Source organism: Flagellimonas oceani, from assembly GCF_011068285.1.
In the GTDB taxonomy this organism is placed as follows: Bacteria; Bacteroidota; Bacteroidia; order Flavobacteriales; family Flavobacteriaceae; genus Flagellimonas; species Flagellimonas oceani.
On record NZ_CP049616.1, the window covers coordinates 1,479,545 to 1,504,932 of the forward strand.

The following is a 25,388-nucleotide window of genomic DNA, read 5'->3' on the forward strand; positions in this document are numbered from 1 at the left end:
GAATGATTTTTAAAAATGATTTCCATACTTTTAAGGACAATATATCAACCAGATTATGAAGAACACAACTACGCTCATTGCCTTATTTTACTTTGTGTGCTCTTGTGTAGGGGCACAAACGTTCGAAAAAACGAAGGATTTTCAAAAATTCAGTGGCTATTTCAATTTTTTCTATGATGATTCAACCGATAAAATGTACCTCCAAGTTGATGATTTGGAAAAGGACTTTTTATATGTCTATTCGCTGAGCAGTGGAATCGGGAGCAACGACATCGGATTAGATCGTGGACAGTTGGGCAACGAACAAGTAGTGTTTTTTCGCAAAGCAGGAAAAAAACTGCTGTTGGTACAGCCGAATTTGGAATTTAGGGCCATCACCGATAACGAATTGGAGCGTAAATCCGTGGAACAAGCCTTTGCCAAATCCATTTTGGAAGGTTTTGAAATTGCGGAAGAATCCAAAGGAAGCTACCTTATAGACATCACCGATTTTTTGATGAGGGATGCCCATGGGGTGTCCGATCGTTTAAAAAGAGGAAAACAAGGCTCCTACAGTTTGGATAAATCCAAAAGTGCCTGGGCTTTCGACCGTACCAAAGCATTCCCCAAAAATATTGAGTTCGATGTGACGCTAACGTTCAAAGGTGACCCGCAGGGCGCTTGGATTCGCTCCGTTACACCCACACCGAGTTTGGTCACAGTGGCACAGCATCATTCATTTATAGAATTACCGGACGATAATTTTGAAAAAAGGCTTTATGACCCAAGAAGTGGGGGATACCCATTCTCCTACTACGACTATGCGACACCTGTTCAGGAATCGCTGGTGAAACGTTTTATAAGAAGGCACCGGCTAAAAAAGAAAGACCCGAACGCAGAGGTGAGCGAAGCAGTTGAGCCCATTGTATATTACTTGGACAACGGGACTCCGGAGCCCATCCGTTCCGCATTAATGGAAGGTGGCAAATGGTGGAACCAGGCCTTTGAAGCGGCAGGCTTCAAGAATGCCTTTCAAATGAGGATATTGCCCGATGATGCAGACCCGTTGGACATCAGGTATAATGTAGTGCAATGGGTACACCGTTCCACTCGTGGATGGAGCTACGGGGCAAGTGTAGTGGATCCAAGGACGGGAGAAATCCTTAAGGGCCATGTGAGTTTGGGCAGTTTGCGCATCCGTCAAGATTTTATGATCGCCCAAGCCTTGATGAACAAACCATTTGAAGAAAGGGACGATAACTACGAGCCCATGTTGCAACTGGCATTGGCCAGGATACGCCAACTTTCCGCGCACGAAATCGGACACACCCTCGGATTTACACACAACTTTGCCGCCAGCACCAATGACAGGGCCTCCGTAATGGATTACCCGCACCCACAATTTGAGTTAGACGGAGGTAAAATCAGTTTTGACAATGCTTACGATACAGGAATCGGGGAATGGGACAAAGTAATAGTTGCCTATGCCTATTCAGACTTTCCGAACGGGACAAACGAAAAAGAGGCATTGAACGCTATCCTAAAGAAAGCCCAGGACGATGGTCTTCGCTACATATCCGATAGCGATGCACGCCCTAAAGGTGGAGCACATGTTTTGGCTCATCTTTGGGACAATGGCAAGAGCGCCAGCCAAGAGTTGGAAGCGATGCTGAAAATAAGAGAGAAAGCCATCAAAAACTTTTCGGTGGACAATATTAAAACGGGCGAAGCCTATTCCGTTCTGGAAGATGTATTTGTACCTATTTACTTCTTCCATAGATACCAGACAGAAGCCGTTTCCAAGGTCATCGGCGGATTGGATTATAATTACGCGGTTAAGGATGGTGGTCAAACCCCCGTTAAACCAGTAAATGAGGTGGTTCAGGAGGCAGCAATGCAATCCATACTAAGGACATTGGATGCCGAAACAATCGCCGTTCCAAAGGATAAATTGAACCTTTTTCCGCCAAGAGCCATTGGTTTTGGTCGTTCCAGGGAATCCTTTAAAGGAAGAACAGGAGTGAGTTTTGATGCACTTTCCGTAGCCGAAACCGCAGCGGACATGACCTTGGAACTATTGCTTCATCCTGAGCGAGCTTCCCGTTTGATCCAGCAAAAAAGCTTGGATAAGAACCAAATGGGGTTAAAAGAAGTACTGGATGAAACCATAAAAGGCACATTTGACCTTTCCCATCGTGATGATTACGAAGCAGAAGTTCAGAATACCATCAACTTTAGGGTGCTCTATCACATCATGAACCTAGCCGCCCACGATGAAGTACATCCGCAGGTAAATGCTATTGCAAATGAAACTTTGAACGATTTAAAAACCCAATTGTTGACAGATGGTAAAAATGCAATCTCTTCGGAAATGGTAAAAAGAATTGATGCATTTATGAAGAAGCCATCCGAATTCGAACTTATTCCAGTTTCCACAATTCCAGATGGTTCGCCCATTGGAATGGACTGTATGGACTAAATTATTTTATGGAGATAAATTTGATAAGTGACACCGTCACAAGGCCTTCAGCGGGAATGTTGGAGGCGATGATGAACGCCAAGGTAGGGGATGATGTATTTAAAAACGACCCTACGGTAAATGAATTGGAAACAAAAGTCGCCGACTATTTTGGAATGGAAGCGGCGCTATTTTTTCCCAGCGGCACCATGACCAACCAAACGGCGATAAAAATCCATACCCAGCCCGGAGACCAGCTGATTTGTGATAAATATGCCCATATCTATAATTACGAAGGCGGTGGTGTAAGTTTTAACAGTGGGGTGTCCTGCCGATTGGTGGACGGTAACCGTGGCATGATGACCGCTGAACAGGTGGAAGCCTCCATAAACCCACCAGATTTTTATCACAGTCCTTTGACCACATTGGTCTGTATAGAAAACACCACGAACAAAGGTGGTGGCGCCTGTTGGGATTTTGAGGAATTGAAAAAGATTCGAAAAGTTTGTGATGCCCACAATCTAAAATATCACTTGGACGGTGCCCGACTTTGGAACGCTCTGGTGAAAAAAGGTGAAGACCCAAAAACATACGGGAAGTTGTTCGATACTATCAGCGTATGTTTCAGCAAGGGTATGGGATGCCCCGTAGGTTCCGTTTTAGTGGGGAGCAAAGCCGATATAGATAAGGCCATACGAATCCGAAAAGTGTTCGGCGGCGGAATGCGTCAATCCGGTTTTTTGGCCGCAGCAGGTATTTATGCTCTGGAAAATAATGTAAATCGATTAGCCGAAGACCATAAAAAAGCAGCAGAAATAGGAGTGGTGCTTCAATCGTTGGATTTCATCAAAAAAGTGGAACCGATAGAGACCAATATCATCATTTTTGAAATCAATGAAGCCAAGATGTCATCGGACGCATTTTTGGAACAATTGTCCAAAAACCAAGTATCCATTATTGGGATGGGACAGAGAAAATTGCGCATCGTGACCCATTTGGATTATACCGATGCGATGCACGAACATTTTTTAAAAGTCTTGAAAAGTATTGGGTAATACATGCAGTTCTTGATACGCTTCGCACTCGAACTGACCATGATCAAGGTGTTTTACTTCATCAACCCATCCATACCGGGAATATTGGGCATTCCTTCTTTGGCCACGGCCGCCAATTCGGCCTCGTTGACCTTGGTGGCTTTTTCAATGGCCTTGTTCAAGGTCAGTACCAAATAATCCTCCAACTGCTCTTTATCTTCTAAAAGGGAATCGTCTATGGCGATTGATTTTATTTCTCGATTGGCCGTCAAGGTCACTTTGAGAAGTCCATCCGAGGATGCCTCATCGATCATCACGGTGTTCAAACGTTCTTTAGTTTCTTCAACTTTTTTCTGGGTTTCTTTTATTTTACCCATCATTCCCATTAGATCTCCAAACATATCTTCAAATTTTAGGCTTGTCCAATCACCGTCAGACCTAGCAAAACATTAATATTTATAAAACGTATGTTCAAAAGTAGTAAATTGGTCAAAACTCAAACTAATGAAACAAATTATTTCAAGAACTTCTATTCTGGTTTTATACCTTATTTTTGCGACCGCTTGCAAAAACAACAAAGAAGAATCCATGAGTATAGCTCCACCTGTGGCACCTAAACATCCAACCAAACTTGAAAAGCACGGTGATGTTAGAATTGATGATTATTATTGGATGAACAATAGGGAAGACCAGCAAGTTCTTGACTATTTGAACGCCGAAAACGAGTATTTCCAAAAGATGACCGCCCACACCAAAAAGCTGCAAGAAGAACTTTTTAAGGAAATGAAGGGCAGGATCAAGGAGGATGATTCGTCTGTTCCCTATAAACTGGATGGCTACTGGTACATTACCCGATACGAGGAGGGCAAGGAGTACCCGATATATTCCAGAAAGAAAGAAACCTTGGAGGCCGAAGAAGAGCTGTTGTTCGATTGTAACGAAATGGCCAAGGACCATGAGTATTTCAATTTAAGAGGTGTCTCCATCAGTCCGGACAATACCATGGCCGCTTTTGGAACCGATACCATTTCCAGAAGACAGTATAACATCCAGATCAAAAACCTAGAATCAGGTGAAATTTATCCGGATATTATTGAAAACACAACGGGAAGCTCTGTTTGGGCCAACGATAACAAGACGGTTTTCTACACTAAAAAAGACCCTGTGACCCTGCGGTCAGATAAAATTTTCAAACATGTTTTGGGAACTTCCCAAGAGGAGGACGAATTGGTTTTCCACGAAAAGGATTCCACCTATAACACATTTGTATACAAGACCAAATCCAGAGAATACATTGTTATCGGATCTAGCAGCACGCTTACATCAGAATACAGAATTTTGCCGGCAGACGATGCAGAAGGTGAATTTAAGGTGTTCTCCCCGCGAGAAAAAGGAGTGGAGTATTCCATCTCTCATTTTGATGGGGATTTTTATGTGTTGACCAACAAGGACAAGGCGACCAACTTTAAGTTGATGAAAACGGGCGAAAGCAATACATCATCGGAGCATTGGGAAGAATTTATTCCCCACCAAGAGGATGTTCTGTTGGAAGATGTAGAGATTTTCAGGGACTATTACGTGGTTACCGAACGTAAGAATGGCCTCAACCAAATGAAAATTGCCAAATGGGATGGTTCCGACAGTTATTACCTGCCGTTTGATAGTGAGACCTATGTTGCCGGTCCTTCCGTTAATTTGGATTTTGATACCAAAGTGCTCCGTTACTATTACAACGAAATGGGCTCTCCGTTTGCCATTATCGATTTTGACATGGAAACGCAGACCAAAACGGTGATGAAGGAACAAGAGGTTTTGGGCGGAAAGTTCGATAAGGACAACTACAAAACTGAACGTTTGTGGGCCACGGCAAGGGATGGCAAAAAAGTGCCAATTTCCATCATCTATCACAAAGATACCCCGTTGGACGGTACTAGTCCGTTGCTGCAATACGGTTATGGTTCGTACGGGGCAACGATCGACCCTTACTTTTCATCAATCCGATTGAGTTTGTTGGACAGAGGGTTTATCTATGCCATTGCACACATTCGAGGTGGTGAATATTTGGGAAGACCTTGGTACGAGGATGGTAAATTGTTGAACAAAAAGAACACCTTCACCGATTTTATCGATGTATCCAAATATCTGATAGACCAGAAATATACCAGTTCGGAACATTTATATGCCATGGGAGGGTCCGCCGGTGGACTGTTGATGGGAGCCGTTATAAATATGGAGCCAGCATTGTACCATGGTGTAATTGCGGCCGTACCTTTTGTTGATGTGGTTACGACTATGCTCGATGATACCATTCCTTTGACAACAGGGGAGTACGACGAATGGGGCAATCCAAATGATAAGGAATATTACGATTACATTAAATCCTATTCCCCGTATGACAATGTGGAAGCGAAGGACTATCCGCACCTTTATGTGTCTACCGGCCTTCACGATTCGCAAGTACAGTATTGGGAGCCCGCCAAGTGGGTCGCCAAGTTGCGCGAGTACAAAACCGATGACAACCTCATGTTTTTGGACACCAATATGGATGCCGGACACGGTGGAGCATCGGGCCGATTTGAGGCTTTGAAGGAAACCGCAAAGGAATATGCCTTTATTTTGGACCTTGAAGGAAAAGCCCTTTAAAAATAAAATGTTACATTTGCACGGAACAATTTTTTTATTTTTAGGGAAATTGTTCCTTACCTAATACCAGTTATGAAGAAACAGATAAATGCGCACAGCAATATTCTAGACTTAATTGGAAGTACCCCCTTAGTCAAGCTAAACAGAATTACCGCCCCACTTACTGGAAATTTTTATGCTAAACTGGAATGCTTTAATCCTGGACACTCTTCAAAAGATAGAATTGCGATTCATATTATAGAGGAGGCCGAGCGTAAAGGTATTCTTAAACCGGGTAGCACCATTATCGAGACCACATCGGGCAACACTGGCTTTAGTATAGCCATGGTCAGTATTGTAAAGGGATATAAATGTATTTTGGCCGTTAGTTCAAAATCATCCCCTGATAAAATAGATATGTTGCGTTCCATGGGGGCGAACGTATATGTTTGTCCAGCGCATGTCAGTGCGGACGACCCGCGTTCCTATTACGAAGTGGCCAAGCGTTTACACAGCGAAACACCAAATTCCATCTACATCAACCAATATTTTAACGAGTTGAACATAGATGCACATTATTCCAGCACGGGACCGGAAATTTGGGAACAGACCAACGGTCAGATTACCCATTTAGTGGCTTGTAGCGGAACAGGTGGAACAATCTCAGGTATTGCTCGTTATCTTAAGGAGCAAAACCCGAACATCAAGATTTTGGGGGTTGATGCGTATGGTTCCGTTTTAAAAAAATATCATGAAACCGGAGAGTTCGATCACAATGAAGTGTACCCATACCGAATTGAAGGTTTGGGCAAGAATTTGATTCCGGCGGCTACCGATTTCAACGCCATTGATAGATATGTAAAGGTAACCGATGGCGAAAGCGCCCATATGGCCCGTAAATTGGCCCATACCGAAGGTATTTTTGCAGGGTATACCAGTGGTGCCGCCACTCAGGCATTGTACCAATTGAATACCGAAGGGGAATTTACCGAGGACAGCAACGTAGTTGTTGTGTTCCCAGACCATGGCTCAAGATATATGAGCAAGGTATATAGCAACGAATGGATGGAAAACCAAGGATTTTTCGACATTCAAAACGCCGAGGTTCCAGAAGAAATCAAGTACATTAAATAAACCAGTACCCTATAAACACCTCAACGACGGCAATGTATTCCATTGCCGTTTTTTTATGTTCATAATTCTTTATGCAAGGTTCATAAAAATATATACTTTTGCAGATGAATTAATATTAAGGTAGATGAGAGATTTATTCGATAGAATCATTGAGAACAAAGGACCTTTGGGAAAATGGGCTTCACAGGCAGAAGGCTATTTTGTTTTTCCGAAATTGGAAGGACCTATTTCCAACAGAATGAAATTCCAAGGAAAGGACGTAATAACGTGGAGTATCAATGACTATCTGGGTCTCGCTAACTTGCCCGAAATCAAAAAAGTGGATGGAGAAGCAGCCATGGAACATGGAGCGGCTTACCCAATGGGCGCCCGTATGATGAGCGGTCACACCGATTTCCACGAACAATTACAGAACGAATTGGCAGAATTTGTTCACAAAGACGCCGCTTACTTATTGAATTTTGGCTATCAAGGTTTTATGTCGGTAATCGACGCCTTGGTGTCCAAAGATGATATTATTGTTTATGACGTGGATTGCCATGCTTGTATTATAGATGGTGTTCGTTTGCATATGGGCAAACGTTTTACCTTTAAGCACAATGATCCCGACAGTTTGGAAAAAAACTTGGAGCGTGCCACTAAATTGGCCAATGAAACCGGAGGAGGAATCTTGGTGATTTCCGAAGGTGTATTCGGTATGCGCGGCGAGCAAGGAATTTTAAAAGAAATCGTTGCGCTCAAGAAAAAATTCCAGTTTAGACTGTTGGTAGATGATGCCCACGGATTCGGAACCCTTGGTAAAACAGGAGCAGGAGCAGGAGAGGAGCAAGGCGTCCAGGACGAAATCGATGTGTATTTGGCCACATTTGCCAAATCTATGGCCAGTATTGGAGCCTTTGTGGCCGCTGATAAAGAGATTATCGAGTATTTAAAATACAACCTAAGGTCTCAAATGTTCGCCAAATCGTTGCCCATGGTTTACGTTAAAGGTGCTTTGAAAAGACTGGATATGTTGCGTACCATGCCAGAGCTTAAGGCTAAGCTATGGGAAAATGTGAACGCGCTTCAAAATGGATTGAAGGAAAGAGGTTTTGATATAGGGACCACCACCAGTTGTGTGACTCCTGTTTATCTAAACGGTAGTATTCCAGAAGCGATGGCCTTGGTGAAGGACTTACGTGAAAACCACGGAATTTTCTGTTCCATCGTGGTATATCCCGTAATTCCAAAAGGATTGATATTACTCCGATTGATTCCAACTGCGACCCATACCTTGAAAGATATTGAGGAGACACTTGATGCTTTCTCGGCAATCAGGGAGCGTTTACAAAATGGAACTTACAAAAGACTTTCCGCTGCTGTAGCTGCAGCCATGGGGGAATAATTCCATTAAAACATAAAGGTTAAATATTAGTTGCAGCGGACTTTGTTCCGCTGCAATGCGTATTGGGTGTTGCCTCGTCTCCACCTACCTTGTCTTACCTCGTTTTCATTAAACGGGTTTAAGCTGGTGTCACCATTATAATATTGTAGATATACTGCAGGTTCACCTTGGTAGGAAACCAATTGCCAAGTCCCTGAATTATTGCCATAAGAAGCTCCTTGGGCATTTCCGCCATAATCGCCCGCTACACTGAACGACCCATCCATGTTCATGGAAAAAGTCCCATTGGAACAGAAATTTACATAGGTAATGGAACTGGCCATGCTATCGTTGACATACGAGGTTCTTTGGTAGAAAACCAATTGACTTCCAGAAATAATGTTCAGTAACCCTTGGTTGTTCAATTCGGGATACTCACTATTGTTGTTTTGTACCGATGGGGGACTTGTAGGTGGTGAAATTGTATTGTTGCCAGCAACTCCACTATTGTCCTTCATGTATTGACTCAAATCAAAATTACCAAGATTGTGCAAATCGGAATATTTGTAAAATGGTTCATTGTATCCTGTAGAACGAACACTCATATTAAGCCCGTTTAAAGTGGCTTCAAAATCTACAGGGCCATCCAAACCATAAATTTCACCATTCATATTATTGAACGACCCGGTCGCCCTAATGGCAAAACTGGCCCCAACGGCCGCAAGCATGCCGTGATACTCATCGCCAACTCTTTTGAATTGTATGGAAATACTATTGGAACTGTTCACAAAGGTTCCGACAAAGTCTGAACTTTGTCCGAAACAACTACAAATCGATAAAACGGCAATAATAAGGGACAGTGTATTTTTTTTCATAGCTAATGGTTGATACAATAAAGCTATCAAAAAGAAGGCTGACCCGCAATAAAATTAGATGTTTGGCACTCTTCGCCATGAGCAGTTGTGCAAGGCGCGACCTTTTTTTATTTATTTTCCACCATATTTTGCAGGTATTGCAACACTTTTGGATTCTATGGTCCATAAGAGACTGACTATCCACCATCGGCCGCCATAATGAGTTAATTGATAGCTGTTTATTCCTTTTTCCTCAATTCTCTCGGAGTCCTTGCCGTAAAAAGTCTGGAATACTTGGGCAATTCCATTGTATTCATCAACAACTTTATGAATTTCTTTTTCAAGATACCCTTCTTCATAGTAAGGATCTTTCAGAAGGGTAAGGAAGTCGTCAAGTGATACAGTTTCAGCATTTGTGGAGTCAGCAACCGTGAATATAGCTGATGGATGAAACAAATTTCTAATTGCTGTAGTGTCCATTTTCTCCCCCTTTTCTATGGTTATTTGATTGAGTAGTTCATCAATGATTCCATTAATGGATTTAACCGAGGCATCAGTTTTTTCCTGAGCTAGAGAACTCATTGAAATGGTGAAAAAAATTGTAATGCAAAGAAAATATTTCATATCGTGTTTATTTATTGTTGCTAACACCTAATTAAATAAGGTGATAATTATTTTACTGGTCTAGCCGTTCCACTATAAGTGAAGAGAACAGATTCACGCCTGTTTTTATACAGCTTTCATCCACCGCAAAGTTGGGTGAGTGTGTCTGTGCAATGATGCCTTTTTCGTAATTGGAGGCACCCATAAAAAAATAAACACTGGGCACCTTGGGCTGAAAAAAGGCAAAATCATCGCTTCGGCCATCGGCGACAACACCGTACATTCGAAGCACGCGTTCTTTTCCGTAAATTCCCGAGAGCTGGTCCAAACTTTCATTGACCAATCGTTCATTGTTGTCAAGGGTAGGGAATACGTTAACAAGTTCGGCGGCACTAAAATCTTCCGCAAATTTAGAATCTGCAATTATCTTTTTTAATGAAGGAATGGCGGCATCCCGTTGCTTTTTGTCGCTGAAACTTACATAACCGCTGATCTTAATACCATCTTCGGTTTTCTTTATCGAGAAGTTGTTCTTATCAACCTTGGTAAAATTTTTGTAGATGGATTTTGGACTGGCAATCCCTATTTCCGGGTCGCCCATGTTCTGCATATTCCAGAATTTGCTTTCAGGGGAAATATTTTCAAGGGACAGAACTGCTTGCTTGGTAAAGTCGAACAAAGCATCACTATTGTTATTTTTATTGAAATGAATGTCGACCCTTTTATAATCCGAGAACATCTCCTCTGGTTTAACAGCAATCGTACCTGCAGGGAAAGGGGTAACGTGCATGGCGTACATTTCCTCAGGCTGAATCATATCAAAAAGTCCATCATCTATCATGGCCAGAGCTCCCTTGATGTTTTCTTCGGATGGTTGAAATACAAAATATATGGTCCCTTCCAAGCTTTCCTTTTGCTTTTCCAGAACATTGGCAATACCTAGGGCGACCGCTGTGTGCACATCGTGTCCGCAAATATGTCTGACTCCTTCGTGTTTGGATGCAAAGTCGACCACATCCGTAGCTTTGTACGGCATGGCGTCAATATCGGCCCGCCACGCTATTTTTTTACCGGGTTTCGCACCTTCCAAGATGCCCACCACGCCATAGCCGCCAATGCCTGTTTTCACTTCAAGGCCAAGTTTAGTGAGGTATTCGGCAATTTTTGTCGATGTCCGTTTTTCGTCTCCACCTACCTCGGGGTACATGTGAAAATCTCTTCTAATTTTAACCAAACTGTCAAATATTTGTTCGGTTCGATTTTGGATCTCTTGATGTATACTTTCCGTTTGGTCTTGGGCAAAGGCCGATATGGAGACGAGGGTAAAAAAGAATATGGTCAATGTGTTGAATAAGCTCCTTGTCATCATTTTATATTTATTTTGTTTGATGGAACAAAGATGCAGAGGAATGTTCGGCAATGCCTGACACATATGTGACAAATTCAGTTTTTGGCGATTTTGCTTCGTATTCTGCTCAATGATTGTCTTTCTATCCCCAAAAAAGAGGATAGATGTGTTAAACTTATCCGGTTGACCAAGCCTGGATTATCCCTTACAAAATTTAAGTACCGTTCTTCTGCGGTATCAAAAAGGAAACTCTCCACACGGTCCGTTTGTATAGTGAGCACTTTTTCGGCAATCAGCCTACCATATCTTTCATTGCTCTTAAAATTGGTATATCCTTCCTGGATATGATCATAGTCGATCTCTATGATGGTGCACGGTTCCAGACATTCCATATAGTACTTGCTTGGGCGTTGGCGTATAAAGGCCGGATAGTCCGTTGCGTATTCGTTTTCCTTCACAAAACCCGTGGTAATGCCCTTTCCTTTTTCGTTGATGTAGTAGCGCCTTAATAGCCCCTTGCAGACAAATCCCATTTTTTTCTGGGTTTCCCCGCTCTCAAAAAAGAAATCTTTTTTGGCGTACTCTTTTATGGACAATTGGGAGCTAAAAAGGTTCAGTTCATCGGGCGATAAAAGTGAAAATAATTGAAGGAAGGCTTCGAGGTATTTTTGATGGGATTCTTCCAAGGAGTATAGGGTTTGTTCCAAAAATTGATTTTAAAATTGTTTCTTTTGATTCGATATAAATCCACGTAATAAGTTGAAAAAATATACCAGTTGCCCAAGTATAACAATGAGTAGAATAGCCAGTATGATAGACTGTAACAACATATTATGATCAAAAGTTTCCATTGGGGTTTCGGCTATTTCATCCTTTATAAAAAGCGATAACACCCAAGCGATAAAAAGTCCAAAGATGGTAATGGCCATGTGCGAGAAATTTAGCCACGCCGAAAGCCTTTTCCCCTTTGCGTGCATTATCCAATATCCTAGCCCTATCAAACCAAACAATAGAGCGATCAAAACTGTAAGAGGGAAGAAACTGAATATAAAATAAGTATCGTGTAAATTAAGGGAAACAACTTTGGTGGAGTTTAGAAACCCAATTAGAAGTAATATGGGAATGGAGAACCAGAAATGGATATAAGGCTGTTTAAAATATTTCTTCACTTCTCAACTTTTCATTCAAGTTAATCAAAAATTCTTTCTTTTGCCCAATATCCTTAAGAGTGGCCTCGAACGTTATGGTCTTGCTTATTTTTGGGAACGAAAGTTTTCCCTTGGCCATGGAGTAGGTGACCAGTACATTTAGGTAATTATAGGCAAGAATCATTTTTTGGAGAAAATCCGTTGGCACTACCGTAAACCCCAACCGCTTTGCCGTTCTTTTATTGATGATATAACTTGTTCCCCGTATCGTGGTGTCGGGTTCCAAATCCGTATGTTCCAAAAGATGCAACAAACCTTCCAGATATTGTTGAATGATAAAGCTCCTACGTTGGTTTCCGCCCATTTTTTTGTCAATCACAAAAACATAATCGAACAAGGTTCCCCCATGAATCTTAATGACACCGTCCTTGGGTTTTTCCGAGAGCATCAACAATGAATGATAACGAAGTTTACCACTTTTTTTCATGGTCGGGACATCGATAAAGGGTGCCACTAGGGTAAGTATGGCCAAAATTGCGATTACGGCCAAGAAATAGAATTGGGTGGCCCAGGCCAACCAACAAATTAAAATACTAACGAGCAGTGCTGCCAAAAGTATCCGAAACAAGATCCAGTTTTGCTCCTTTTTGGTTTTGTTGTAGAATTTATGTGTCAATCAGTTATTGGTCCTTAGAATTTTCTCCATTTTTTTGCCCTTGGCCAGTTCGTCCACCAATTTGTCCAGATAGCGCACTTGTCTGGTGATGGGGTTTTCGATTTCCTCGATGCGATAGCCACAGATCACACCTTTGATCAGGTCGGCATTGGGATTTAGTTCGGCCGAATGAAAGAAGTGTTCAAATGTGGCTTTTTCGGCGATCAATTCTTCCATCTTTTTCTTGTCAAAACCGGTCAGCCAACTTATCACCTGATCCAGCTCTTCCACGGTCCGTCCTTTTTTTACCACTTTGGTAATGTAATGTGGATATACCGATGCGAAGGTAATTTTTGCAACTCTCTGGTTATGTTCCGGTGTTGTTTTCATATTATTTAAGCCTTTCCAGTTTTCCCTTGCGTTTCACAATATTTTTATAGTCCCATTGTATGTCCTTGGATTTCAACAACCAACGCTCAAGGTCGTCGGTATTTATTTCGGAAACAGCATTATAGAATATGGAAGCATCTTTGAACTTTTCTCCCCGAACGGACAAATCATCTTCGTTAAAGTCCGCTCCGCTCCAGAACATTAAACGGATTCCCTTTTTCTGTTTACTGTAACCAACAATGGGATTGCCATCCAAAAACCACACAGGATGGGCATGCCAAATTTTATTTTCTGCACTGGAAAGTTCATTGTCAATGGTAGTTGCGAGAAGGTCACAAATAGCTTTATCCGAAGGGGACAGCCTATTGTGATATGCCAGTATCTCTTCTTTCATTGCTTTTTTTGTTAGAGACCAATTACGTATGAAGTTATGGATTTTATTTTTGTGCCTTTTGCTCCTTTGAACAGGTAAAAATCTGAAAATGCGTATTTTTTTCCGTTTTCCATGGTAAGGATACCATTTGCGGCCCCTTCTTTGCCATGGGACAGTATTTGATGAAGAATGAGTTCGGAGGTCTTATCGGTCTTCATTTTTTCCAGTTGCCCAACAAAACTTTGCTTGCCTTCTATCTTTTTATCGCCTATAATGTCCCAAACCACATCATCCGTAACACTTGCTATAAGAAATGCTGTATTTCCTTTGGCAAATGCAATGTTGAACTCCTTTAAAAATTCCATTTTTGGAGAATTTCCACAATTTGGTGCTGAAATGATTTTGGTCATACTACTTTTACGATTTTCAGGGTTAAGCTATTGAATTAAAGTTAGTAAGAAAGTCGAAATACCGTATGGGCAATGTTTTTTGTTTATAGGACTTTATTGATTCAGGGCAAAATTTACAATACTTTCAACATGAATTTTTGTCGTGTCGAACACGGGAAAATCAAAATCGGTTTGTCCAATCAACAGAGGTATCTCCGTGCATCCCAAGATAAGTCCTTCAGCTCCCCTTTCCCTTAATTCGTTGGTGTACCGTATAAACTTTTTTTTGGATTCCTTGGTTATAATTCCTTTTCCAACTTCATTTTTTACAATATGGTGTATTTCCTCAATATCCGTTTTTTCTGATGGAACGATGGTTTCAATATTATATTCCCTCAGTTTTTTTCGATAAAAATCCATTTCCATTGTAAACTTTGTGCCCAACAAACCGACTTTATGCAGTTTTTGTAGTTGTATTTCTTCTGCTGTGGCAGATGCAATATGAATAATGGGAACATCAATCTTTGATTGTATTTCGTCGGCAAATAGGTGGGCAGTATTGGCACAGAGGACAATGGAATCAACATTGTTGGAGATTAAACTGGTGCAGGCATCGAAAAGAATATTGTAGGAGTTTGTCCAGCCCCTATCTTGGACATCGGCAAAATTCAGTGAATATATTATACATTCGGCAGAATTTAGGCCTCCTAATTTTTCGTTGATGCCTTGATTTATATATTTATAATAGTCCAAAGTGGAGGTCCAGCTTATTCCACCGACCAATCCTATTTTTTTCATTTTGGTACAGGTTGTTTTTTCGGTTTTTGTAAAAGGGTCTGGCCATGGTTTCGTTGCGGTGGCAACACCTAATTTGATAAACAAACTCGGACCTTCTAAAATTTCGAAGGAATTTTCAAAACAAGCACTTGCCAAAGCAATTAATTATACACGTTGTTGTAACACGTATTTATTTTTTATTATCCAATGCTGATTCGTGAATATGAATGATTTTCCAATCTCCGTTAATCTTTTTCCAAACATAGGATAAAGCACCATTTCCATAGTCGTACGATTCGCCATTGGTCAATATTGTGGTAGTACTTTTAGTATTATACCCAATTATTGCAATATCTTGTGCCACAACCTGAACATCATAATTTTCAACTTCCATTTCCCATACCGCTGTAGATGACATCCATTCCTTAAATAATTTTAAGAATTCATCGTTGGAAGATGCCGCTTTAAATCCGTGCCAGTAATATCTAATATCATCAGCGTGATATTTAGCGACAGAATCCATATTTACGGTTTCCCAAACCTTATGGTAATCATCTGTTATTTCGATAATCTGTTGCTCAATTTCAGAATCCGATTGCTTTTCAGATTGACATCCAATTAGCAATATGATACTTGATATGTAAATTAGTTTTTGCATTTTCAAATGTTTTACAACGGTTCGTATATGATTAGTTGCGTGGTTTAGTGGTAAACTTTGCAAGTCCGTACCAAACTGAAAATCCGCTAGGATTTTCAGAGTAGGCGAGTAGAAGCAATTACTTATAGCCATTCTTGGCAACTGTGCTTATTGATCAAAAGGGTCGTCATAAACATGTTCTACGATTCCCTCTGTGATAATAATTTCATTTCCATTTAGCACTACACTTCCAGAAAATGTTGCGCTAAAACATGAATTTGTATTTACTTTTACATTACTTTCTAATTTGCCTTGGGCAATAAAATCTATTTCTGAAGAAGTGCCATTTTGAACTCTGAAATAATTAAATTCCTCAATTATATTAATACCAGTTTGTTTATAAGGAAGTTTAATTGTTATTGCATATGTGTCTTGCTGTGGTTGAAGGACTCCTGTCATTAACCATAAACTTAATGTATGACCTGTTCCATCATTATCTATATCAATTCCCCTTCCGTTTATGTCAAACTGTTTTAGTTCGTCATTAATTTCCATAGACGCTATTTCGGTTTCAGGGCAAGGTTGTTGTGAATCATCATCGGAACAACTATTAAGTAATGGTAAACTGACAAAAAACATTAATAAATGTAGTTGTTTTTTCATTAGATTTTTTATTTTTTGCATTGTTGCCAACGCCCTCTTAAACGCAGCGACGTTCTCGGTTATGAGTAATTGCGTGGTTTGGCACTTAACTTTGCAAGCCGGCGGGCAGGCAGGTACACACCAAACTGAAAATCCAAGAGGATTTTCAGAAGTAGGCGAGAACAAGCAATTACTTATAGCCATTGTTGTGCGTTCGTTATTTATAGTTAATTAAACATTGAGAATTTATAGGTTCTTTTACAATACTTGTTTCAACATAGTCAGTTTCCATTATCGTATTAAAACACTTTTTCCCCTTATATTTTTTTGCTGGAATATGCTTGCATTCAACAAAGTCAGATTTACAAATTGAACATTCGGTTTTGGTCGCAATTCCGGTAACACTAAGTCCATTTAGTCGATTTTGAGAAATCCTTCTTTTAACAACTTTATCATTTATAATCATTTTTGATTTTAGTCCTTCATCATCACTCCAAAGCCAGCACCAACCTACAATTTTCGGTTTATGTTCTAAAAAGACTGGTGTTGGTAAATCTTCATAAGGTGATTTGATTTCAAAACATCTATCAAATCCATCTTTTAATTCTTTTCTCTTTTTGTCAACGAGTTTATGATTATTGGTGTCTTGAGGTTCTCCCAAATAATTATAAGTTCGAGTTGAGTTATCAATCTTAATATTTATATTCTCTTTATTTACTTTTTCTTTCTTATCTAAAAGTTTTTGAATTTGATTTGAAATAATGTTGGTTAATATTGTTATTGGAATATTAATTAAGGTTATGTTAATCGGGTCGGCAAAAAATTCCGCAATTCCTTTTTTATAAAGATATTGAACAGGAAGTCCATTATCGGGTTCAATTACTACTTCGTAACCTTCAGAACGTAAATGCTTAACAAGAAGTAAAGTATCCCTTGTAATCAGTTTTCTGTTCGGAAATCTGTTTTCATAGGGGTTAAATGTATCTATCTTTATTATTTTCTTCTTTCCCAAGGTTTTTCTTTAATGACGCACAACTTGATTATATGCTGAACTTTATTGAGTATATACAGCCAATTTGGTTGGCTATGCATAGGTTTTGGCAATATTCGTTCGGTATAGTTGCATGTTTAATTTTCTTACAATGCAATATAAACATAATTATAACTCATCGAATAGAGCGCAAAGCATAGTTTTTATGGGGCCGCTATGCCCTAAAAACCAATAGTTAAATCAAAATTTAAATGATGCGGGGAATTACAAATCCTTTACATAGGTGCGCCTACGCTTGATCACCTTGGGGTCAAAATGCTTCCACATTTGGTGTATGGCAACGTTGTCCTCCAGCTCCGGGGTACGGATGCAGTTGACCACCCCACGTTTTTTAAACGTATGGTAGTACTCGTTAAAAATTATGGAAGTCACCCCTTTGTTCTGGTATTTGGGATGAATACCGATCAAGTAGAAAATGGCATCCTTACTGTTTTTACGGGCGCTCAGTAAATGGAAAACGCCAAAGGGGAACAGCTTGCCGTTCGCTTTCTGCAAAGCTTCCGAAAAGGAGGGCATCACAATGGCAAAGGCCACCAAGTTATCCTCCTCGTCCACCACAAATTTGATGTATTCCGGATTTATAAAACTGATGTACTTTTTCTTGAAGTATTCCTTTTGGATGTCCGTAATCTTTACAAAGGAAGAAAGCTTGGCGTAGGAATCGTTAAAAAGGTCGAACATTTTGTCCACCCAGGGCATGATCTCCGAACTTTTCTCAAAGTTCAGTTCCCGAAGGCCATACCGCTTTTTGATCAATATATTGGCCTTGGCGAACAATTTTGGGTCGGCGTTTGCCGCCAAAAATTTGCTCTCGCTGTACTTTTTTTCCACGGTAAAACCATGTTTCTCGTAATGCGATTGATAATATGGATGATTGTACCACGTGATCATACTGCCAATATGGTCAAAACCTTCGGTAAGTACGCCCACCTTGTCCAAATTCGAAAACCCTACGGGGCCTTCCATATAATCGAGCTGGTTTTCTTGGCCTATTTCCCGGACTTTGTCCAGCAAGGCTTTGGACACCTCAAGGTCATCCACAAAATCGAACCAGCCAAAACGCATTTTCTTCAGCCCCTGTTCCTTGACTTCTAGCCAATTAATGATGGCCGCTACGCGCCCCACTATCTTGTTGTCCCTGTAAGCCAAAAAGAACTGCGCATCCGCCGTCTTAAAAACAGGGTTTTCATCCTTGTCAAAAGAGGCCATTTCATCCTTGATAATGGGGGGCACCCAATAAGGGGAATCCTTATAGAGTGAAAAAGGAAATTTTACAAAACGCTTAAGGTCGGATTTGGACTGAACCTGTTTTACGGAAACCATAGGTGCAAATTAATCCCCAATATTATGAATATTGTTTACAGTAGAAAAATGAAGTTGTGGGAAAACTTAAAAATCTATGCCGCCACCATTCTTTTTGTTGCGCCTTTTTGATTTTTTGTTGGCATTCTTCTTGATTTTTCCGTTCATGCCCGATTGCTGTTCGTTGATCGGGATGAGTTCATCCTTGTGAAAATCCAAACGGTACGAAAAACCGAGTACAACGAAAATGCGAGAAGGATCGCTCTTAAAGTTGGAGCCTAAATGAAAATCAGCCTGAAAATTGGGATTGATCAATCGGGCCACACCAGTTCGCAAAATTATATCGGAATAGCGGTCCCCGGAAATTCCCTGCCCTTCAAAAAATACGCTCCAACGTGGGTCACGGAACGCATGTGTTACGGATAGGGCGTAGCGCCATTCCGGAAAATCGGTGGTTATGCGATCGTACGCAATGTTGGAAATCAACACAAATCGTGGAGAAAGTCGGCTTTGTGTCTGGATGCCCCCTCGATACGAAACGGTGGGTTCCCCAGGGTAAAATGGATTGTCCCCGACCACAAAATTGGCGCCTCCATAAACGGATACGGCAGGAATCAAATTTTTCCATTGGAACAAATTATTTGCCCTCCAACTGTAAAGATTGGGTTTGCTACGTTCAGGGTTTTTATAAGGGTCGAACACCAAATACTTTAAGCCGACCCGATTCCTGGAAAAATTCGTCAAGTTGCCTTCGATCCCCAGATCGGGGTAAGTTATGTTCTGGGTGATAAAAGAGCCCTCCGCTATTACTTCCAGTTCTTCAAAAAGTAACCCATACCTAAAAGCATAATCGGCACCAAAAATATTGGAATCCGAATTTAAATCGGCATTGTCCTGCTGCTCGTACAGCATCCCGATTTCCGCCTGTACCACATTTTTCCCAACGGCATAGGCACTGGCAGCCCTTCCAGGCCGGTTGGAATTGATGACATCGGTATATTGCGCGAAAGTAAAAGAGGGAAATAGAACGAAAAGAAACAATAACTTTTTGATCATGGAAAATGTCCTTATAACTGGGTTTTTAATACTATTTTAAGATACGTTTGATGGGTTTACGGGACTAACAGTGTAAATTTGATACAATAACTAAGGTTATATGGTTTTATTACAAACGATTTTAATTGTCATATTAGTATACTACGGATTCAAATTACTTTTAAAGTGGTTGGCCCCGAAGCTGTTAAATTATGCAGTTAAAAAGACGAGCGAACGTTTTGGGCAACAATTTGGCAATGCCCAAGATTTTGATGGTCGCCAACACAACGAAGGGGAGACCGTTGTTTCCAAAAAGCCGCCCCGCAGGTCCAATCCCTCAAAAAAAGTTGGAGAATACATAGATTTTGAGGAAATTGATTAATATTTGCGCTATCAAAACCTATCCATGAACTTTTCTCCAAAGGCCATTATCACCCACATTTGTGTTATCGCTTTATTCATCCTTGCCTCGCTGGTCTACTTTTACCCGGTTTTGCAGGGTAAGGCCATTTATCAATCCGATATCGCCCAGTACAAGGGCATGGCCCAGGAACGGGACGCTTATAAGGATGTAACGGGCGAGGAATCCTATTGGACGAACAGTGCGTTTGGTGGTATGCCCACCTATCAATTGGGGGCCAATTATCCGCACAATTACGTAAAGGAACTGGACCGTTTGATTCGGTTTTTGCCAAGACCTGCCGATTATCTTTTTCTGTATTTGATAGGTTTTTACATTCTGCTGTTATGCTTAAAGGTCGATTTTAGGTTGGCGGCCTTGGGTGCCATTGCCTTTGGATTTTCCACCTATATGATCATTATTCTTGGTGTGGGACACAATGCAAAGGCACATGCATTGGGCTACATTCCGATGGTTCTGGGGGGAATCGTGCTCGTTTTTCGAAAAAAATATATCATAGGATTTATACTGACCGCATTGGCCATGGCCTTGGAAATCAATGCCAATCACTACCAAATGACGTACTATTTTATGCTCTTGGTACTGGTGATGGGATTGGTGTATCTTATTTATGCCATCAAGGAAAAAGAGTTGAAGCACTACTTTGCTTCGGTAGGTATTTTGATCTTGGCCGTAGCGCTTTCCATTTTTACCAATGCCACCAGCCTGATGGCCACCAAGGAATATGCGGATTGGAGTACGCGTGGCAAATCGGAGCTCACCATAAACCCGGATGGGAGCGAGAAGGAACTCTCCACAGGGTTGGACAAGGAATATATTACGCAATACAGCTACGGAATCGCCGAGTCGCTCAATCTATTTGCGCCCCGATTGTTCGGAGGTTCGGGTGGTGAGGATTTGGGCAAGGATTCCAAAGCCTACGAATATTTGACAGAGCAGGGCCTAACACCGACCAAGGCCGCCGAGTTTTCGAGCAGTTTGCCTTTGTATTGGGGAGACCAGCCCATAGTGGCCGCACCTGCCTACGTGGGGGCCATTGTGTTCTTCTTGTTCATGTTGGGCGTTTTTCTGGTGGATGGCAAAAAGAAATGGTGGTTGTTATCGGGTGCCATTTTATCCCTATTGCTTTCTTGGGGGAAAAACTTTCCGGTGCTCACCAATTTTATGATCGATTACTTCCCATTATACAACAAATTTAGGGCCGTTTCGTCCATTCAAGTAGTGTTGGAACTGTGTTTGCCTGTGTTGGGGGTTCTGGGGATTCGGGAATTGTTCAAATCTTCCGTGGAGCAAAAGGAAAAATTGAAAGCATTGAAGCTGAGCTTTTTTGTTTCGGTGGGACTTGGTATTGTAATTTTATTATTGAAGGGCTTCTTCGATTTTGAAGGGATGCGAGACGAAACCTATCGTGGCTATTTTGGAGATGAATTGATGACAATGATTCAGCGAGATCGTGAAGCCGTCTACGTGAACGATACCATCCGTTCCCTGATTTACGTTGCTTTGGCCGCCGCAGCGCTCTGGTTCTTTATCAAGGACAAAATCAACAAGAACCTATTGGTCTTTGCCTTGGGCGCCCTAATCCTGTTTGATTTGATAGGGGTGAACCTTAGGTATGTGAACGAGGATGATTTTGTGCGTCAGCGTCAGGTAAACGAGCCGTTCCAAGAGAACCAAATAGATCAAATGATCCAACAGGACGATTCCATCTATCGGGTTTTCGACCCTCAAGAGGGAATCAATGGGGCACGGACGTCCTATTTCCATAAATCCATTGGTGGGTATCATGCGGCGAAACCAAGGGCGCTACAGAATTTGTTCGAGTACCATTTGTACCGGAACAATCTTCAGGTGTTGAATATGTTGAACGTAAAGTACATTGTTCAACAAGATGAGGAAGGAAACAGTTACCCTGCCGTTAACCCCGATGCCAATGGCAATGCTTGGTTTGTGGATCAGTTGGTGCCTGTTTCCTCTGCCGATGAGGAAATAAAAAAGTTGGGAGATTTCAATTCCAAAAACCAGGCAGTGGTAAACACCAAGGAGTATCCAGAATTGACCAAGCTTCGGTACACGGTGGATTCTACAGCACGCATTGATTTGGTGGAGTATCGCCCCGACTATTTAAAATACAGTTACAACAATGCGAACGATGGTTTTGCGGTTTTCTCCGAAATGCACTATCCATACGGTTGGAACGCTTTTATTGATGGTAAGCCTGCCGTACACTATAAAGTGGATTATGCACTTCGCGGAATGAAGGTTCCCGCCGGCCAGCACGAAATCGAGTTCAAATTCGAACCCGAAGTGGTGGAAACGGGCAGCCAAATTACCTTGGCCGCCAATATTCTTCTGGGATTGATCATTGTTGGTGGACTTGGTTTTACCTTGTTCCGAAGTAAAAAGGAAGCATCCTAATGCGAAAAATCCTGGTCATAGCGTACTATTGGCCTCCGGCCGGGGGACCAGGGGTACAGCGTTGGCTAAAGTTTGTAAAATATTTGCCCGATTTCGGTATTGAACCGATTGTTTATGTTCCCGAAAATCCCAGTTATCCCATTGTGGATGAAAAATTGATGGAGGAAGTCCCAACGGCAATCAAAATATTGAAACAACCGATCAAGGAACCGTATGCTTGGGCCTCATTGCTTTCCAAAAAAAAGACTAAGACCATTAGTTCGGGCATCATCAAGGAAAAAGATCCATCAATAATTGAAAAGGTATTGCTTTGGATCCGTGGCAATTTTTTTATCCCCGATGCTCGGAAGTTGTGGGTGAAGCCTTCTATATCCTATTTGGCAAAGGTCATTGCGGATGAGGGTATTCAAACCATAGTAACCACAGGCCCTCCGCATAGTTTACATCTGATCGGCCTGGGTCTAAAGAACAAATACAACGTGCAATGGATTGCCGATTTTCGGGATCCTTGGACATCGATCGGCTATCATAAAAAATTACGGCTGACAAAATCATCTCAAGCAAAGCACAAAGCTTTGGAAAAGGGAGTATTGTTGAAGGCGGATAAAATTGTGGTGACAAGCAACACCACAAAAATGGAATTTGAGGGCATCACCCCGAAACCGATAAAGGTAATTACCAATGGTTTTGATGATGAACTACAGCCAATGGAACTTGATTCCAAGTTTACCATTTCGCATATTGGGTCGTTGTTGACAGGAAGAAACCCATTGGGATTTTGGCAAGCTTTACAGGAATTGATTTCGGAGAATGATAATTTTAAAAAGTCCGTAAAAGTACAATTGGCCGGAGTAGTGGGGGAGGAAGTGTTGCAATCCATCAAAGACTTTGGTCTTACAGATTATGTGGAACAGCTAGGCTATCTCCCGCACAATAAGGTCTTGGAAGCCCAGCAAAAATCGCAATTGCTGTTGTTGTTGGAAATTGACTCGGAAGAGACTAAAGGTATCATCCCCGGAAAATTATTTGAATATTTGAACGCCAAGCGGCCCATTTTGGCGATTGGCCCAAAAGGGTGGGAGGCCGGTGCAATGGTGGAACGGCATCAAGCAGGACATATGTGTTTGCATTCTGATGTGACAACGTTAAAAAAGGTACTTTTGGAAGCGTTCCAACAATATCAAAATGGTATATTGGCATGTACTTCCGAAGGGGTGGAACAGTATCATAGAAAGGCATTAACGGAATCATTGGCTAAATTTATCTAATGGGCGTTGTTTTAAAACAATCCATACAAAATACGGTGGTAACGTATCTGGGGTTCCTTTTTGGGGCCATCAATACGCTTTTTCTTTACATCAAAATTCTCCCTGATCAATACTACGGACTTGTAACTTTTATTTTGGCCTCGGGCGCCATTTTAATGCCATTGATGGCCTTTGGGGTGCACAATACCTTGGTGAAATTCTATAGCAATCATCAAGAGGTGGAAAAGGACGGTTTTTTTACTTTGATGTTGTTGATTCCCTTATTGGGAATATTGCCCGTAGCTTTGGTCGGTTTGATTTGGTACGACCCCATCGGGGATTGGGTATCACAAGTGAACCCTATGGTGAAGGACTACCTTTGGTATGTATTCTTTGTAGGATTGGCCATGGCCTATTTTGAGGTGTTCTATGCATGGTGCCGGGTATACCTTAAATCGGTTTTTGGCAATTTTATGAAGGAGGTTTTCGCAAGGGTGGGGGTATCCATTTTGCTGATCCTTTTTTATTTTGACGTGATTTCGCTGGATAGTTTTTTTAAATGTTTGGTGGGGTTGTATGTATTGCGAACGGTCATCATCAAAATTTATGCGTTTACCCTTCGGATGCCCAAACTGGATTTTAAGTTTCCACCCTATACCAGAGAAATTCTTTCTTATTCCTTCTTGATTATTTTGGGCGGTTCTGCCGCTTTGATACTGCTAGAAATCGACAAAGTAATGCTGAACCAATTTATCAGTATCGAGAATGTGGCGTATTACGGGGTCTCGGTCTATATTGCCACGGTGATCATTGTCCCTTCACGGGCGATGCACCAGATAACCTATCCGCTTACTGCCGAACTTTTGAATGTTGGAGATATTGTGGAATTGGATAAGTTGTACAAAAAAAGCTCATTGACCTTGTTTATTGCTTCGGGCATCTTGTTTGTATTGATCATTCTCAACCTGAACGATTTGTATTTGATGTTGCCCGAGAATTATAGAAACGGTTTTACCATTGTGTTTTTGATTGGGTTGGCCAAGGTGATGGATTCCGTTTTGGGGAACATTAATTCTATTTTGTACAATTCTGATTACTACAAAACGGTACTTGTATTTGGGGTGTGCTTAGCTGCTTTGACCATTCTCCTCAACTATTTGCTGATTCCAAGGTTGGGCTTGGAAGGGGCTGCTTTAGCAAGTTTTGTATCCATTTTTATATTCAATTTGGTGAAGGTCGTTTTTGTAAAGATGAAGTTTGGCATTATGCCATTTACCTCGGCCACGTTTAAGGTTTTTACCACGTTGGTGCTATTGGCCGTGCTGTTCGACCTTTTGCAATTTCAGTTTCACCCCATCATAAATATTGGACTTAAATCTTTGCTTGTGGTGGTGATGTATGTTGGTATTCTGTATCGTTTCAATATATCGGAAGATGTTACTGGATTCCTTTCCAAATGGTTCAAAAAAAATACCCCGTAGCGGATAAATCCAACTACGGGGTAAACA

25 protein-coding genes are annotated in these 25,388 nt (G+C 41.3%); 9 read left to right on the plus strand and 16 right to left on the minus strand.

The genetic code is table 11. The features are described 5' to 3' along the window. Positions 1–55 precede the first annotated feature (55 nt). Together GVT53_RS06890 and GVT53_RS06895 are read left to right on the plus strand one after the other, a co-directional pair. Positions 56–2,458 (plus strand): zinc-dependent metalloprotease, encoded by a 2,403-nt coding sequence (locus tag GVT53_RS06890; protein WP_166247950.1) that lies wholly within the window; start codon positions 56–58, stop codon positions 2,456–2,458. A gap of 8 nt (positions 2,459–2,466) precedes the next feature. Beyond that, on the plus strand, positions 2,467–3,492 hold the full coding sequence (locus GVT53_RS06895) for a threonine aldolase family protein (RefSeq protein WP_166247951.1): 1,026 nt from the start codon (positions 2,467–2,469) through the stop codon (positions 3,490–3,492). 53 nt (positions 3,493–3,545) lie between these two features. Here the strand turns inward: GVT53_RS06895 and GVT53_RS06900 are convergent, their stop codons facing one another. Further along, positions 3,546–3,872 carry a YbaB/EbfC family nucleoid-associated protein gene (locus GVT53_RS06900; protein WP_166247952.1) on the minus strand — a complete coding sequence of 109 codons (327 nt, stop codon included), beginning with the start codon at positions 3,870–3,872 and terminating at the stop codon, positions 3,546–3,548. 103 nt (positions 3,873–3,975) lie between these two features. Between GVT53_RS06900 and GVT53_RS06905 the strand changes: the two genes are divergently transcribed. From GVT53_RS06905 to GVT53_RS06915, 3 genes are all read left to right on the plus strand, one after another. Beyond that, a complete protein-coding gene (locus GVT53_RS06905; protein WP_166247953.1) occupies positions 3,976–6,114 on the plus strand; it encodes a S9 family peptidase in 2,139 nt (712 codons plus the stop codon). Between the two features lie 72 nt (positions 6,115–6,186). Next, a complete protein-coding gene (locus GVT53_RS06910) occupies positions 6,187–7,227 on the plus strand; it encodes a cysteate synthase (RefSeq protein WP_166247954.1) in 1,041 nt (346 codons plus the stop codon). Between the two features lie 124 nt (positions 7,228–7,351). Beyond that, a complete protein-coding gene (locus GVT53_RS06915) occupies positions 7,352–8,611 on the plus strand; it encodes a cysteate-C-fatty acyltransferase (protein ID WP_166247955.1) in 1,260 nt (419 codons plus the stop codon). Positions 8,612–8,637: 26 nt separating this feature from the next. Here the strand turns inward: GVT53_RS06915 and GVT53_RS06920 are convergent, their stop codons facing one another. From GVT53_RS06920 to GVT53_RS06990, 15 genes are all read right to left on the minus strand, one after another. Next, a complete protein-coding gene (locus tag GVT53_RS06920) occupies positions 8,638–9,465 on the minus strand; it encodes a hypothetical protein (protein ID WP_166247956.1) in 828 nt (275 codons plus the stop codon). Between the two features lie 111 nt (positions 9,466–9,576). After that, entirely contained in the window at positions 9,577–10,068 is a 492-nt protein-coding gene (locus tag GVT53_RS06925) for a hypothetical protein (protein WP_166247957.1), read from the minus strand. A 52-nt stretch (positions 10,069–10,120) separates the two neighbouring features. Further along, the gene (locus GVT53_RS06930; RefSeq protein WP_166247958.1) at positions 10,121–11,416 is read right to left on the minus strand and encodes a M20 metallopeptidase family protein; all 1,296 of its coding nucleotides are present in this window, start codon (positions 11,414–11,416) and stop codon (positions 10,121–10,123) included. Positions 11,417–11,490: 74 nt separating this feature from the next. Further along, a complete protein-coding gene (locus GVT53_RS06935) occupies positions 11,491–12,102 on the minus strand; it encodes a Crp/Fnr family transcriptional regulator (RefSeq protein WP_240905172.1) in 612 nt (203 codons plus the stop codon). A gap of 9 nt (positions 12,103–12,111) precedes the next feature. After that, on the minus strand, positions 12,112–12,324 hold the full coding sequence (locus tag GVT53_RS06940; protein WP_166247959.1) for a hypothetical protein: 213 nt from the start codon (positions 12,322–12,324) through the stop codon (positions 12,112–12,114). A 223-nt stretch (positions 12,325–12,547) separates the two neighbouring features. Continuing rightward, positions 12,548–13,171 (minus strand): hypothetical protein, encoded by a 624-nt coding sequence (locus tag GVT53_RS06945; RefSeq protein WP_166247960.1) that lies wholly within the window; start codon positions 13,169–13,171, stop codon positions 12,548–12,550. A 48-nt stretch (positions 13,172–13,219) separates the two neighbouring features. Beyond that, positions 13,220–13,588, minus strand: coding sequence for a DUF2200 domain-containing protein (locus tag GVT53_RS06950; RefSeq protein ID WP_166247961.1), 369 nt, complete (start codon positions 13,586–13,588; stop codon positions 13,220–13,222). 1 nt (position 13,589) lies between these two features. Beyond that, entirely contained in the window at positions 13,590–13,982 is a 393-nt protein-coding gene (locus GVT53_RS06955; protein WP_166247962.1) for a DUF1801 domain-containing protein, read from the minus strand. An 11-nt stretch (positions 13,983–13,993) separates the two neighbouring features. Next, a complete protein-coding gene (locus GVT53_RS06960; RefSeq protein ID WP_240905173.1) occupies positions 13,994–14,326 on the minus strand; it encodes a nuclear transport factor 2 family protein in 333 nt (110 codons plus the stop codon). 138 nt (positions 14,327–14,464) lie between these two features. Further along, entirely contained in the window at positions 14,465–15,148 is a 684-nt protein-coding gene (locus tag GVT53_RS06965; RefSeq protein WP_166247964.1) for an aspartate/glutamate racemase family protein, read from the minus strand. A gap of 169 nt (positions 15,149–15,317) precedes the next feature. Beyond that, on the minus strand, positions 15,318–15,785 hold the full coding sequence (locus tag GVT53_RS06970; protein ID WP_166247965.1) for a nuclear transport factor 2 family protein: 468 nt from the start codon (positions 15,783–15,785) through the stop codon (positions 15,318–15,320). Between the two features lie 147 nt (positions 15,786–15,932). Next, a complete protein-coding gene (locus GVT53_RS06975) occupies positions 15,933–16,427 on the minus strand; it encodes a hypothetical protein (RefSeq protein WP_166247966.1) in 495 nt (164 codons plus the stop codon). 196 nt (positions 16,428–16,623) lie between these two features. Beyond that, positions 16,624–17,418, minus strand: coding sequence for a hypothetical protein (locus GVT53_RS06980; protein ID WP_166247967.1), 795 nt, complete (start codon positions 17,416–17,418; stop codon positions 16,624–16,626). Between the two features lie 243 nt (positions 17,419–17,661). Beyond that, a complete protein-coding gene (locus tag GVT53_RS06985; protein WP_166247968.1) occupies positions 17,662–18,780 on the minus strand; it encodes a GNAT family N-acetyltransferase in 1,119 nt (372 codons plus the stop codon). A 66-nt stretch (positions 18,781–18,846) separates the two neighbouring features. After that, positions 18,847–19,815 carry a transporter gene (locus tag GVT53_RS06990; protein WP_166247969.1) on the minus strand — a complete coding sequence of 323 codons (969 nt, stop codon included), beginning with the start codon at positions 19,813–19,815 and terminating at the stop codon, positions 18,847–18,849. Between the two features lie 100 nt (positions 19,816–19,915). Here GVT53_RS06990 and GVT53_RS06995 point away from each other — a divergent pair, with 100 nt between their 5' ends. Genes GVT53_RS06995 through GVT53_RS07010 form a run of 4 tightly spaced genes read left to right on the plus strand, consistent with a single transcriptional unit; the run spans position 19,916 to position 25,361 of the window. Continuing rightward, positions 19,916–20,176: a DUF4834 family protein gene (locus GVT53_RS06995; protein ID WP_166247970.1), complete on the plus strand. Its 261-nt coding sequence runs from the start codon at positions 19,916–19,918 to the stop codon at positions 20,174–20,176. A 24-nt stretch (positions 20,177–20,200) separates the two neighbouring features. Continuing rightward, the gene (locus GVT53_RS07000; protein ID WP_166247971.1) at positions 20,201–22,633 is read left to right on the plus strand and encodes a YfhO family protein; all 2,433 of its coding nucleotides are present in this window, start codon (positions 20,201–20,203) and stop codon (positions 22,631–22,633) included. Continuing rightward, on the plus strand, positions 22,633–23,901 hold the full coding sequence (locus GVT53_RS07005; RefSeq protein WP_166247972.1) for a glycosyltransferase: 1,269 nt from the start codon (positions 22,633–22,635) through the stop codon (positions 23,899–23,901). The genes GVT53_RS07000 and GVT53_RS07005 overlap by 1 nt, the downstream gene beginning before the upstream one ends. Continuing rightward, a complete protein-coding gene (locus tag GVT53_RS07010) occupies positions 23,901–25,361 on the plus strand; it encodes a lipopolysaccharide biosynthesis protein (protein ID WP_166247973.1) in 1,461 nt (486 codons plus the stop codon). The genes GVT53_RS07005 and GVT53_RS07010 overlap by 1 nt, the downstream gene beginning before the upstream one ends. Positions 25,362–25,388: the final 27 nt, after the last annotated feature.